At 64.4% G+C, this 12,924-nt stretch carries 11 protein-coding genes; 4 read left to right on the top strand and 7 right to left on the bottom strand.

Annotated features, from left to right (window positions below):
* Nucleotides 1-40: 40 nt before the first annotated feature.
* Nucleotides 41-835, bottom strand: a complete 795-nt coding sequence (locus ACQR1W_RS02920; protein WP_434849401.1) for an NYN domain-containing protein — start codon at nucleotides 833-835, stop codon at nucleotides 41-43.
* 169 nt (nucleotides 836-1,004) lie between these two features.
* Nucleotides 1,005-1,673, bottom strand: a complete 669-nt coding sequence (locus ACQR1W_RS02925) for a TetR family transcriptional regulator (protein ID WP_434849402.1) — start codon at nucleotides 1,671-1,673, stop codon at nucleotides 1,005-1,007.
* A 93-nt stretch (nucleotides 1,674-1,766) separates the two neighbouring features.
* Here ACQR1W_RS02925 and ACQR1W_RS02930 point away from each other — a divergent pair, with 93 nt between their 5' ends.
* Nucleotides 1,767-2,432 carry an O-methyltransferase gene (locus ACQR1W_RS02930; RefSeq protein ID WP_434849403.1) on the top strand — a complete coding sequence of 222 codons (666 nt, stop codon included), beginning with the start codon at nucleotides 1,767-1,769 and terminating at the stop codon, nucleotides 2,430-2,432.
* A gap of 19 nt (nucleotides 2,433-2,451) precedes the next feature.
* On the opposite strand, the gene ACQR1W_RS02935 is transcribed toward ACQR1W_RS02930, so the two are convergent.
* The gene (locus ACQR1W_RS02935; protein WP_434849404.1) at nucleotides 2,452-3,258 is read right to left on the bottom strand and encodes a glucose 1-dehydrogenase; all 807 of its coding nucleotides are present in this window, start codon (nucleotides 3,256-3,258) and stop codon (nucleotides 2,452-2,454) included.
* Nucleotides 3,259-3,607: 349 nt separating this feature from the next.
* On the opposite strand from ACQR1W_RS02935, the gene ACQR1W_RS02940 reads away from it, so the two are divergent.
* Nucleotides 3,608-4,204, top strand: a complete 597-nt coding sequence (locus ACQR1W_RS02940) for a hypothetical protein (RefSeq protein ID WP_434849405.1) — start codon at nucleotides 3,608-3,610, stop codon at nucleotides 4,202-4,204.
* Nucleotides 4,205-4,385: 181 nt separating this feature from the next.
* Nucleotides 4,386-5,693, top strand: a complete 1,308-nt coding sequence (locus ACQR1W_RS02945) for a hypothetical protein (protein ID WP_434849406.1) — start codon at nucleotides 4,386-4,388, stop codon at nucleotides 5,691-5,693.
* 773 nt (nucleotides 5,694-6,466) lie between these two features.
* Here the strand turns inward: ACQR1W_RS02945 and recJ are convergent.
* Entirely contained in the window at nucleotides 6,467-8,308 is a 1,842-nt protein-coding gene (gene recJ / locus ACQR1W_RS02950) for a single-stranded-DNA-specific exonuclease RecJ (RefSeq protein WP_434849407.1), read from the bottom strand.
* Nucleotides 8,309-8,575: 267 nt separating this feature from the next.
* Here recJ and ACQR1W_RS02955 point away from each other — a divergent pair, with 267 nt between their 5' ends.
* Complete coding sequence (locus ACQR1W_RS02955) at nucleotides 8,576-9,664, top strand: methyl-accepting chemotaxis protein (protein ID WP_434849408.1); 1,089 nt, start codon at nucleotides 8,576-8,578, stop codon at nucleotides 9,662-9,664.
* Here ACQR1W_RS02955 and ACQR1W_RS02960 read toward each other — a convergent pair.
* The 3 genes from ACQR1W_RS02960 to ACQR1W_RS02970 form a co-directional block, all read right to left on the bottom strand.
* Nucleotides 9,661-10,380 carry a haloacid dehalogenase type II gene (locus ACQR1W_RS02960; RefSeq protein ID WP_434849409.1) on the bottom strand — a complete coding sequence of 240 codons (720 nt, stop codon included), beginning with the start codon at nucleotides 10,378-10,380 and terminating at the stop codon, nucleotides 9,661-9,663. The two genes, ACQR1W_RS02955 and ACQR1W_RS02960, sit on opposite strands and share 4 nt — an antisense overlap.
* A gap of 27 nt (nucleotides 10,381-10,407) precedes the next feature.
* Entirely contained in the window at nucleotides 10,408-11,409 is a 1,002-nt protein-coding gene (gene glpX / locus ACQR1W_RS02965) for a class II fructose-bisphosphatase (RefSeq protein ID WP_008971254.1), read from the bottom strand.
* Nucleotides 11,410-11,597: 188 nt separating this feature from the next.
* Nucleotides 11,598-12,914 (bottom strand): homoserine dehydrogenase, encoded by a 1,317-nt coding sequence (locus ACQR1W_RS02970; protein ID WP_434849410.1) that lies wholly within the window; start codon nucleotides 12,912-12,914, stop codon nucleotides 11,598-11,600.
* Nucleotides 12,915-12,924: the final 10 nt, after the last annotated feature.

Consider the following 12,924-nt stretch of genomic DNA (forward strand, 5'->3'; position numbering starts at 1 on the left):
ATGACGACAGAATCGAATAAGCGCAGCCGGAGTAACGAAGTCACGGCTTGGCCGGTGCCTCGCGCTGGCTTGACCTCGGCGTCTTCGCCTTGGGATGTGATCCGCTCGCCACCTTGACTCGAATGCGCACCGAGCCGCCCTTCGGCTGCTCCTCGATTTCGAAGGCGCCCGTCTTGCGCACGAGATCGCTCAGCTTCCGGCAGCCATAAGTCCTTGGATCGAAGTCTGACGCCAGATTGGCGAGCTGCTTGCCGACCTCGCCGAGCGCGACCCAGCCGTCCTCGCTCTCCATCTGCGTGATCACCTTCTTGATAATGGGGGTCGCCGCGCTGATCGGGAGCAGAGACTTCGGTGTCGAAACAGTATCAGCATCCTTGCTGTTCGCTGCGCCGCTGCGCAGGTTCTCCGTGTAGACGAACCTGCGGCAGGCCTGCCGGAAGCTTTCCGGCGTCTTCTGCTCCCCGAACCCGAACACGTCGATGCCCTGCTCGCGGATGCGTGCCGCAAGCCGGGTGAAATCACTGTCGGACGACACCAGGCAAAATCCGTCGAAACGCCCGCTGTGGAGCAGGTCCATCGCATCGATCACCAGCGTGATGTCGGAGGCGTTCTTTCCGGTGGTGTAGGCAAATTGCTGCTGCGGGACGATTGCGTATCGCGCCAGCGTATCGGCCCAAGGCTTCGAGCGCGGACTGGAAAAATCACCGTAGATGCGGCGCACGCTCGCTTCGCCGATCTTGGCGATCTCCTCGAACAGCCCGTCCACGATCTTGGCCGAGGCATTGTCCGCATCGATCAGAACGGCGAGACGAGGCGAACGAACTTCGGATGGCATCACGTATCCCTCGGAATGGCCCTGGTTGCCCGCTTCTATATACGCGCGCCGAGATCACGTCAGACTAAATTTCTTGGGGTTGCGCCGGGCGCGCGGGCGTTGTGGCGAGTTGATCGTCGGGCGGTCGGTGAGCGTTCTCATGACCAGAGAACTGATAACGGGCGTCCGGTCACGATGAGGATGTGAGACCTCCTCCTTGCAAACCTCCGGAATTGTTGAGGCTGTCGATATAAGCGCAGAACATGTCCGCCATCGCGTCGGCATAGGCGGCGATCTCCGCCGGCCTGCGCGGCGTCTGCGAGAAATGCTCGCCGACCTTGTTGAGCGTCGTCTTGATCAGGTCGCTCGCCAATTTGCGCGTCTGGTCTGACGCGTCAGGCAGCGCCTCCTGCATGAAGGCCCGCATCGTGCGGCCGCTTCCCGCGTGCGCCTGGCGGGCTTCGGGCGCATCGCGATAGAGCGGCGCGGCGTCGTGCAGTGCCACGCGGATCGCCGCCTCCTCGCATTCCGAACGGATGAACGCGTGGACCAACCTGCGCAGCCGATCCAGCGGCGGCCGCTCGCGGTCCTCCAGGATGCCGCGCAAGAGATCGCTGGTCTGCCGCCACTCGTCACTCTGCAATCGGAACAGGATCGCCGCCTTGTTCGGGAAGTATTGATACAGCGATCCGACACTGACCCCGGCCTTCTCGGCGACGCGCGCGGTGGTGAAACGCTGCGCGCCTTCCTTCGCTAAAACCTGAACAGCAGCTTCCAGGATGGCGGCGACGAGGTCGGTCGAGCGCGCCTGTTTGGGCTGTTTTCGCGAGGAAATTGAAGCACTTCGGCGAGGGGCCATGGCGGGGTCCGGGGAATGCGAATAGGAAATGCGACGAATTAGTCGTATTTCAAGCCCCGCACAACAACGCACTTCGCCTGACCGGAGACCTCCATGACTACCCTGACATCAGCCCCGCTTGCGCCGCTGCTGGAGCGCCTGTTCGCACAGGCCGCCGACAACCGGCCTGAGGCGAGCCCCGCGTTCGCGGATTTTTCCGACGCGGAGCTGTCACGGCTTCTGCAGAGCCGGACCGACTACATCGATCTCTACGCCCGGCTCAAGGACGTCCCGCTCCCGGTCTCGCGCGAGACCGGCGCCCTGCTCTACATGCTCGCGCGGGCGAGCCACGCGCGCGATATCGTCGAGTTCGGGACGTCGTTCGGCATCTCGACCCTGCACCTTGCCGCCGCGCTGCGCGACAATGGCGGCGGCCGGCTGATCACCTGCGAGTTCGAGCCGTCCAAGATCGCGCGGGCGCGCGCCAATCTGGCGGCCGGCGGCGTGAGCGACCTGGTCGAGATCCGCGAGGGCGACGCGTTGAAGACGCTGAGCACCGATCTTCCCGAGACGATCGACCTCGTGCTGCTCGACGGCGCCAAGCCGCTTTATCCCGACATCCTGCGCCTGCTCGAGAGCCGGCTGAGGCCGGGCGCCCTCATCATCGCTGACAACGCCGATGACAGCCCCGACTATCTCACGCAGGTGCGTTCAGCGGCGAGCGGCTACCTGTCGGTGCCGTTCGCCGAGGATGTCGAAGTGTCGATGCGGATCAGCTGAAGCCGTGTCCGGCGGGCGCCTATGCCCGTCGCATTGCGCTGCCTGCAAACATGCCGCCATCGATGACGAGCTCCGTGCCGGTCACGTAGGCCGAGGCATCCGACGCCAGATAGAGCACGCCGGCCGCGATCTCCGCGGCCTGCCCGGCGCGGCCGAGCGGGGTGGCGAGCCTGGCGCGCTCCTGCGGATCGATCGGCGCATTCTGCCCGCCACTAGCTTCGGTCGGGATCTTGCCCCAGATCGGAGTGTCGATGATCCCGGGGTGCACCGAGTTGACGCGGATGCCGTCACCAAAGGTCGCACACTCCATCGCGATCGCCTTGGCGAACAGCCGCACGCCGCCCTTGGTGGCGCAGTAGCCGGCCAGTCCGACGGCGCCGCGCAAGCCAGCCAGCGACGACATCATGATGATCGAGCCGCCGCCGGTCTTGCGCATCAAAGGCAGGCTGTGTTTGACCGACAGAAATACGCCGTCGAGATTGATCGCGGTCTGCCTGCGCCAGTCGGCCAGCGACATCTCGGTGATCGAGGGCACGCCAATGCCGATGCCGGCATTCGAGACCAGGATGTCGAGACCGCCGTGCCGCTTCCCGACCTCGGCGACCACTTCGATCCAGCGCGGCTCGCTGGTCACATCCTGATGCAGGAACGTCGCATGATGGCCGTGTTTGCTGATGCCGGCAACGACCTCCGGACCCTTGAGGTCATCGACATCGCTGACCACGACCGACGCGCCTTCGCGCGCCAGTAGCTCGGCAACTGCCGCCCCGATCCCGGATGCACCGCCAGTGACCAGCGCGACCTTGCCTTCGACCTGTCCTGCCATCCTGATTCCCTGCCGTTTCCTATTGCCCGACTCATCTTTCGAGGTAGCTCGATTCATACCTGACCGAGCTCGCCGGGATATTCATTTCACATCTAAAATTCAACATTGGAACGCTGGTGATGCAACACTAACGGCGCCGCTCGCTAGCTATTGTCACACATACGATTTCCTGTGTGACAACTAATGAGTTCCATGGACTACAAAGATAGCCTGTGGAACTATATAGGACAACATTACTGTCTAATTGGTCACAATTTGCCCATTGTCTTCTGACTCTGATCTGACTTCGCGAGAATAGGAATCGATTAGTATCAGTATGCGTGTGTTTAACTAACGATGGAGCGACGCCATGCGTGTCGCAGTTATTATTGTAGCAATCGCCACGATGACGACGCCATCCTACGCGTCGAATTCATGCATGACCAAGAGCGAGGCGCGTAGTCAGTTCGCCACCGTCCATATCTACTGGCACGGCCTTAACCACTGTTGGGACGCTACGCCGCCGTCGCGGCGACATCACATCGCGCGAGTTGAACGGCAGGCTGTTCGGCACAAGCTGTCGAAGGAGGAAGCGCCAAAAAAGTGGCGTGATGCGCGGTCGGAGCTGATGGTTAGCGCCGCCCCCCCACAATCGAGCGAGCAAGTCATCGATCCCTCGAATACGCCCATCCCTAAGAATACGCCTATTCCTAAACCGAATTGGTCCGAGCGCTGGGTTGACGTCGCGCAAGTTGCTCCAGTCTCTCTGCCCACGATCGCACCCTCTGTCCTGCTCGCATCGTCGAACCCAAAACCCGCATCCAAATCCAAAGTCGAACCTTATGGAGTCGTCCTGTTGGTCTTCGGCTCAATCTTGATGCTTGTCTTTGTTGGAGCCGTGTTTAGATCCGGTAGCACATCCATCGGCGTTATCGTCGCGAATGCACAACGCCGAATGTACTATTAATGCGCGCAGTCCCGACTTCGCTTCTGTGCATGCCGGCAGCATGTTCGGCGACGACCTTTTGGGCTGACGACGACGTCGTGCTGTCACGACGCGACCGCCGGGGTGCCAGACGCCAACCGGCCCAAATGGACCCAATGCCGGCCTCAGACGTTAGGGGAAGTCTTGCACCAGCGATCTCCCCATGGAAACGATCGAGGCCTATCTCAACCGAAAAGGTGAAGAACTCAGGCTCCTCAATGACTGCCTGAGAAACCCGCTGCAACTCGCTCGGCCGGGTTCGGTGAACCAGGTGATCCGGGACAAGTTCCAGCTGACCGCCAGGCTCAAGGCTGAGTATGCGCTGTCTCATTGGGCGATCACCGAGACAGCTTGGGCAGATCGGGTTCAGCCTCGCAGCGGTCCATTCGCGTTCGACTATGATTACCAGCGCGCGGATCTCGATGTGCGCGGCCCATCCTTTTACGATTTCGACCCCGGCTGGACCAGCGAGACGATCTATACCGCTTCCGGCATGGCCGCGATCTCGGCGCTGCTGTTCGCCTCGGCTCGGGTGATCGGCAAAGCCGATCTGGTCCTGCTGCCCGGCACCTACGGCGAAACCCTCGAACTGGTCGACGCCTACACCCGCCACCTGCGGCCGGTCACGGTGGGCCGCGCGTTGGACGACGTAATCACGTCAACGAGCTCTCCTCGCGTGATGCTGCTCGATGCCTGTGCCTCGGCCGCCCTGTTCGAAGCCACCCTTGGCTGCAGGACTCCCGCGTTCGATCTCCTGATTTTTGACAGCACCTGCCTCGCAACCGGCTCGGGACGCATCCGGCGCGTCCTCAACTGGGCTCGCAATTGGGAAATCCCCGTCGTGATGGTGCGGAGCCATACCAAGCTGGATTCTCTCGGAGCGGAATATGGCCGCCTCGGCTCTGCGGTTTTCCTCGATTGGAACAGCGATCATTCGCGGCTGATCGGATCCAAGCTCAAACAGCTGAGCAAGGAGATGCGGAATGCGGTTCGGCTCCTGGGCGGGGCGGCGCTGCCGGCGCATTTCCCGCCCTATGTCGGCACGTCAGCCCATCGCGAACTGACCAACAAGCGGATGGCTGCGATCCTGCGCAACACCCGCCGGGCCGCCCGATATTTTGCCTCCGCGCTCCCAGGCTTGACCGAGGAGCTACGCTTCGCGCACGCCCTCTATGTCACGCTCAGCAGTGCGACGCCGCTTGATGAGGCAACAGCGCGGCGCAGAGCCGCTGCCATGAGCGATGACTTGGCCGCGGACGGCTTTCCGATCCGGCATGCCGGCAGCTTCGGCTTCGATTTTGCCGCGACGGAGTGGTTTCACAGCGCCGCGACCGACGAGTACAGCGTCCGTGTTGCCGTTCCTGATCTTCCGACTGCGCTCTGGAGTGATCTCACGGAGGCAATTGCGCGATGGTGGTCGGCGCATCAGGGCGCAACGCGCGCAGCCCGTCGGGCGACTCACCTGGCATGAGTCTGCCCGGCTGCTCCCCGCTTCCGCGGGCAATCCGACCAGACAGCACGTGCGCGCAAAGATTCATTTCGCGAAGTGCTTCAACTACATTACCCAGTCGAGATCTCTCGCCCCAATTTTCTTCTTTCGTTTTTTCAGAATTTATGTTCTGTTCGGGCTGTCCCGCCTCATGAGAGGGGCGCATCGCGATCGTCACGAACGTCGAGTGCGGGATGCGGTGGCCGCGATGATGTCGCAGCGTAGTTCACCTACGCGGACGAACGGCAGCGCGCGGACGTGAAGTCGCGTGGTCCTGGCGCCCCGACGCTGGCGCTAAGCCTTCAGGTGATGATCCCGAGGGCGACGGTGGCTAACAAGCCCGGTACACCGAGGAGAGCGCGATATAAGCGTGAAACCATCGCGCAGGGAATGCCGGTTGATCGGCAACACCTGTGGTGACTGCCGCCTGCTTTTCTGTTTGCAGGCGGGCCATGGGTGAGGCCTTCACCCGGCATTCCCTGCACCCTCTCTCATGAAGAGGGTCTTTGATGACGTAACACTCGGGCGCGAATGCGTGCCGAGATCGACTGGTCATGCGGGCACGACGCGTCCACAAATTCCGCTGTCGTCCCGGCCTGCGCGCCGGGACCCATACGCCGCGGCGGCCGTATGAGGCACAGTCGCGGCGACATCGCATCCTCACATCATCCGCCGCGGCCGATGGGTCCCGGATCTGCGCCTCGCCGACGCCGGCGCGTCGACGAGGCTTGTCCGGGACGACAACCCAGACGTTGTCACCTGATCACCGCAGGCCCCTGGTCCGGCACGGCGACGTCGAGCACGCGCAGCTGCACCCGCTCGACACCCTGGTAGCGATCGACCGCGAGCGTTCCGGCGACATGCAGCAACTGGCCGCGATGCTGGACCAGCGCGTTGCCGAGCTTCTGGCCAACAGAACGGAAGGCGATGCCATTCACCGTCGCGCCGTCGCCAGCCTTGAAGCGCAGCTTCAGATGCGCCTGCCCCACTTCATCGGCATAGACCAGCTGATGCGCGGGCAGCGCCACGACAGGCTCGGGATTGCCGCTGCCGAACGGGCCGGCGCGGTTGAGCGTCGCGACGAGCTCGGGCGTTGCCGCGCGCGCACTGATCGCGCCATCGATCAGGAGCTCGTTGACGTGCCGCGCTTCTGCGACGTCAGGGCCGAGCGTGGTTTCGAGAAAGGCGCGGAACTCCGCAAGTTTCTCCTTGCGCAGCGTGACGCCGGCAGCCATCGCGTGCCCGCCGCCTTTCATCAGGATGCCCTGCTCGACCGCGTGCCGCACCGCCTTGCCGAGGTCGACGCCGAGGATCGAGCGGCCGGAGCCGGTGCCAATGCCACCGGGCTCGAGCGCGATCGCAAAGGCCGGCCGGGCAAATTTCTCTTTCAGCCGCGAGGCGACCAGGCCGACGACGCCGGGATGCCAGCCTTCCGACGCCGTGACGATCACATTGCCTTTGTCTTCCAGTCCAAGCGCGGCCAGCGCCTCGGCTTCGGCCTGCGCTTCCGCGGCCTGCTCGATCACGCGCCGCTCGCTGTTGAGGCGGTCGAGCTCGGCAGCGATCCGCGCCGCTTCGGACACATCACCTTCGAGCAGCAGCCGCACGCCGAGATCGGCCCGGCCGATGCGGCCTCCGGCATTGACGCGCGGCCCCAGCATGAAGCCGAGATGCCAAGCCTCGGGCGGTCCGTTCAACCGCGCCACATCCATCAGCGCGGTGTGGCCGACATGATCGCGCCGGCGCAATGCGATCAGCCCCTTGGCAACGAAGGCGCGGTTGAGCGCGACCAGCGGCGCGACGTCGGCGACGGTGCCGAGCGCGACGTGATGCAGCATGCCCAGCAGGTCCGGCTCCGGCATCTCGCGAGTCCAGAAGCCGCGCCCGCGCAGCTCGCGATTGACCGCAACCAGAGTGACGAGGGTCAGACCGACGGCAGCGAGATAGCCGAGGCCGGAGAGGTCATCAGGCCGGTTCGGATTGACCAGCGCGTCGACCTCCGGGAGATCCTCACCGCATTGATGGTGGTCGATCACCACCACGGACATGCCGAGCCGCCGCGCTTCGGCGAGCGGCTCCAGACTTGTGGTGCCGGAATCGACCGTGACCAGCAGCGTCGCGCCCTTCGCGGCGAGCGCACGCACGGCCTCTACGTTCGGCCCGTAACCTTCGAAGATGCGGTCCGGAATATGGATCAGCGGATCGAGCCCGCAATGGCGCAGATGCCAGGCGAGCAGCGCCGCCGAGGTCGCGCCATCGACATCGTAGTCGCCGAAGATCGCGACCTTTTCACCGCTGGTCGCCGCGTCCGCGATGCGGTTGGCCGCCGCCTCCATCTGCGTCACCGTGAACGGATCCGGCATCAGCTTGCGAATGGTCGGATCGAGGAAATCAGCCACCTCATCGAGGTCGACGTCGCGGCCGGCCAACACTCGCGCCAGCATCTCCGGGAGCTGATAGCGCTGCACGATGGCAAGTGCGCGTGCCGCCCCGCGCGCATCCAGCCTGCTGCGCCACAGCTTGCCGGTCAGGGACAGCTGCACGCCGAGGAACGCAGGCGGTGCTTCGATGGGCAATGCGGTGGCGGACAGGGGCATGATGCGCTGACGATGCGATTCGGAAGCCAGCCCCGAATCTACACCATCCGGAGGACGCATGAGGGCAACCGCCGGAATCGCTGTGGGAACTGCCAAAAAATCGAGTTTGCTCAAATTACAGGCAGTTTTGGCCGGTTGCAAACGCCCTGTATTAAACCGCCGTTAGGCCAAATCCACGACAAATCGAGTCAAATATACCTCAATTTGTTTTCTCGCGCTCTCCTTGCCGGGACGAGACGCGCGCCGCAACGTGGAGGCCATTTGCCGATGTTGACTGCGCTTGATTTGAAGAAATCCCCTGTCCTCGCTCCATCACAAGCAGCCAACGCCGAGGACGAAACCGATGTCGCCGCGCTGATTGCGCGGCTGACCGGCGAGGTCAACCAGATCGCCTGCGAGAAGACCAAGTCGATCCAGCAGATCACCAATCAAATGAAGATGCTGGCGCTGAACGCGCTGATCGAGAGCTCACGCGTCGGCGCGCAAGGCGCGGGCTTCGCGGTGGTCGCGCAGGAGGTGCGCGCCGTCGGCCAGCAGGTCGAGACCATCGCGCGCGAACTGGAAAGCCATCTCACCACCCGCACCGGCAATCTGAAGAGTTCGATCGAGCGGATGACCGACCGCGCCCGCGGCGAGCGCATGGTCGATCTGTCGCTCAATGCGATCGAACTGATCGACCGCAATCTCTATGAGCGGACCTGTGACGTGCGCTGGTGGGCGACGGATTCCGCCGTCGTCGACTGCGCCGCGACCCCGACTGCAGCGACGGTGTCCCACGTGTCCGAGCGGCTCGCGGTGATCCTGTCGGCCTACACCGTGTATCTCGATCTCTGGCTGTGCGATCTCGACGGCAAGGTCATCGCCAACGGCCGCGCCGATCGCTTCAAGGTGGTCGGCCAGAGTGTCGCGGACACCAGATGGTATCGCGAAGCGCGTGGCCTGCGCTCCGGCGACGACTACGTGGCCGGCGACATCGAGTGCCAGCCGCTGCTCGGCAACGCCCAGGTCGCGACCTATTGCGCCTCCGTGCGCGAGCATGGCAAGGCCCATGGCAAGCCGCTCGGCGTGCTCGCGATCCACTTCGATTGGGAGGCGCAGGCGCGCGCGATCGTGCAGGGCGTGAGGGTCGGCGCCGCCGACCAGGCGCGCGTGCTGCTGGTCGATTCGAATTTTCGCATCATCGCCGCCTCTGACGGCCAGGGCATTCTGAGCGAGCGTCTCGCGCTCAAGCTCGATGGCAAGCCGAGCGGCTTCTATCAGGACGCTTCGAAACGGCTGATCGCGTTTCACGCGACGCCGGGCTACGAGACGTATCGGGGGCTCGGCTGGTATGGTGTGATTGTCTCGGGAGGCTAGCAGCCGAGCCGGTCGGCGATTGCGCCGAAATCCTTGGCGACGATGTCCCAGGCGCCGGTGGCCTCGAAGTCGCGGCTCTGCAGCGGACCGTATTCGGTCGGCCGCGCCACGAACGCCGTCTTCAGGCCGTTGCGCTGCGCGGCTTCGAGATCGTTGTTATGCGCGGCCACCATCATCACCTCGCCCGGCGCCAGCCCAAGCAGGCGGGCAGCGCCAAGATAGGTCTCGGGATCCGGCTTGTAGTGCGCAAACAGCTCGGCCGACATCACGAGGTCCCAAGGGAGACCTGCGAACTTCGCCATGTTGGTGAGCAGCGCGACGTTGCCGTTCGACAGCGGCGAGAGGATGAATTTGCGCTTCAGCCGCGTCAGCCCGGCGACGCTGTCGGGCCACGGATGCAGCCGGTGCCAGCACTTGGTGAGATGGTCGAGGTCGGCATCCGTCAGCCCGGTGATGCCGAGCTGCGCCACCAGCTGCTCCAGCGAGCGGCGATGCAGCGTATCGAGAACCACGAAGCCGCGCTCGGGATGCCTGCGCACCTCATCCATCGAGGCGACATACATGCCGCGCCAGCGGTCGACCAGCGTGGTCCAGTCGCCGGTGACACCGCGGCTCTCCGACCATTTGGTGAAATCGGCGATCAGGCTGGTGCGCCAGTCCACCACCGTGCCGAATACGTCGAAGACGAGCGCCTTGACCGCGGACAGATCGGACATCAGCTGGCTCCGCTTGTAGTCGGCCGATCAATCGAGGTGGAATTTTTCCAGCTGCCGGTGCTCGGCGCGGATATAGCGCACCGTGCCCGTCACCGAGCGCATCACCACCGTCTCGGTCTCAATCACGCCGTCCTTGCGGAACTTGACGCCCGAGAGCAGCGAGCCGGTGGTTACGCCGGTGGCGGCAAACAGGCAATCGCCGCGCGCCATGTCCTCGATGCCGTAGATCATCTTGGGATCGCCGACCCCCATCTTGGCGGCACGCTCGCGCTTCTCCTCAGTGTCGAGGATCAGGCGGCATTGCATCTGACCGCCGATGCAGCGCAACGCTACGGCGGCCAGCACGCCTTCCGGGGCGCCGCCGGTGCCGAGATACATGTCGACGCCGGTATTGTCGGGATCGGCGCAGTGGATCACACCGGCGACGTCGCCGTCCGTGATCAGGCGGACGGCGGCACCGGTGGAGCGCACGCCCTGGATGATGTCGGCATGGCGCGGACGATCCAGCACCAGCACGGTGATCTGCGCGGGATCGACGCCCTTGGCCTTGGCGAGCCGGCGGACATTGTCGGCCGGCGTCGCATCGAGGTCGACAACGCCCTTGGCATAGCCGGGCCCCACCGCGAGCTTCTGCATGTAGACGTCGGGCGCATGCAGCAGTGTGCCGCCATCTGCCATCGCCATGGTGGCGATCGCACCCGGCATGTTCTTGGCGCACAGCGTGGTGCCTTCCAGCGGGTCGACGGCAATGTCGACCCTGGGGCCTGCATTCATGCCGACCTTCTCGCCGATATAGAGCATCGGCGCCTCGTCGCGCTCGCCCTCGCCGATCACGACCGTGCCTTCGATCGGCAGCTTGTTGAGCTCGCGCCGCATCGCGTCCACCGCGGCCTGGTCGGCCGCTTTCTCCTGGCCATGGCCGCGCAGGCGCGCGGCCGACACCGCCGCGCGCTCGGTCACGCGCACCAGCTCCAGCGTCAGAATGCGCTCGAGCAGCATCTGCTGCGGGACGGAAATATGCGTCGACATCGGCCAACTCCTCAAGACGTCACAGCGGGCGCCCAGCGCCCGCAATTCTATCGCTCAACCGTCTCCGAAACGACGGCACCGGATCGGCGACTGGCGTCGCCCGTCGATCGCCCGGTTTGAGCATGATCTCTCCCCAAACACCATGCGCTAATTTGAGCACAGCGAATGAGTTCCGTGAGCATCATGCCCTAATTTTTCTCGATCCGGATGACCTGCGGCTTGCCGCTGATCACCTTATCGTCCTGCACCGCCTGCAGCGCCCGATACACCGCATCCTCGTGGGTCGCATAGGTGATCAGGATGACCGGCACCGGAGCGCCCTCACCGACCGAAGCCGGCCCGGCACCATCCGGATGGCGCTGCACAATCGATTCGATCGAGATCTTCTGTTCGGCCAGGCGGGTCGCGATGCTGGCGGCCGTGCCGACGTGATCGCGAGCCATCAGGCGGATGTAGTAACCGCCCTCGTGACGCTCCATCGGCGCCTTCTCGGTGGCGCGCAACGTCTCGACCGGGCGCCCAAACGGCGCTGCACGCACGCCGCGCGCGACATCGGCAATATCGGCGACGACGGCCGACGCCGTGGCGGCGCCGCCGGCGCCGGGTCCGACCAGCGTGATTGGCGGAATCCCCTCGCCGTCGATGGTGACCGCATTGGTCACGCCCATCACCTGCGCGATCGAGGACGATTTCGGCACCATGGTCGGGTGGACGCGCTGCTCGATGCCCTTGGCGGTGCGCATGGCGACGCCAAGCAACTTGACCCGATAACCGAGTTCGGCCGCGGCGCGCAGATCTTCCGGTGCGATCGAGGAGATGCCTTCGACATAGACCGCGCTCTCCGCCACCTCGGTGCCGAAGGCGAGGCTCGCCAGGATGGCAAGCTTCTGCGCGGTATCATGACCGTCGACGTCGAAGGACGGATCGGCCTCGGCATAGCCCAGGCGCTGGGCATCCTTCAGGCACTCTTCGAAGGATAGCCCCTCCTGCTCCATGCGGGTCAGTATGTAGTTGCAGGTGCCGTTCAGGATACCGTAGACGCGTTCGATCCCGGTCCCGGCCAGCCCTTCGCGCAAGGTCTTGACGACGGGGATGGCTGCGCCGACCGCGGCCTCGAAATTCAAGGCAGCGCCGTGTGCCTCCGCGGCCTTGGCAAGCCGCAGGCCGTGCTTGGCGATCAGCGCCTTGTTCGCTGTCACCACCGACTTGCCCGATTTGAGCGCGGTCTCGATCGCCGACAGCGCCGGGCCGTCGGCGCCACCCATCAATTCGACCAGGCAATCGATCTCGGGATCGGCTGCAAGCGCGATCGGATCTTCGACCCAGCTGATGCCGGACAGATCGATGCCGCGGCTCTTGGCCTTGGAGCGGGCCGTGACCGCCACGACCCGGATCCCACGCCCGGTACGCTCGGTCAGCACGCGCTCCTGGCGCGCGATCAGACGGACAACCTCGGCACCCACGGTGCCGAGGCCCGCGATACCCACTCTCAGGGGTGCAACCATCACGAAAAGA

The sequence above is a fragment of the Bradyrhizobium sp. HKCCYLS1011 genome (genome assembly GCF_051167795.1).
Lineage (GTDB): Bacteria > Pseudomonadota > Alphaproteobacteria > Rhizobiales > Xanthobacteraceae > Bradyrhizobium.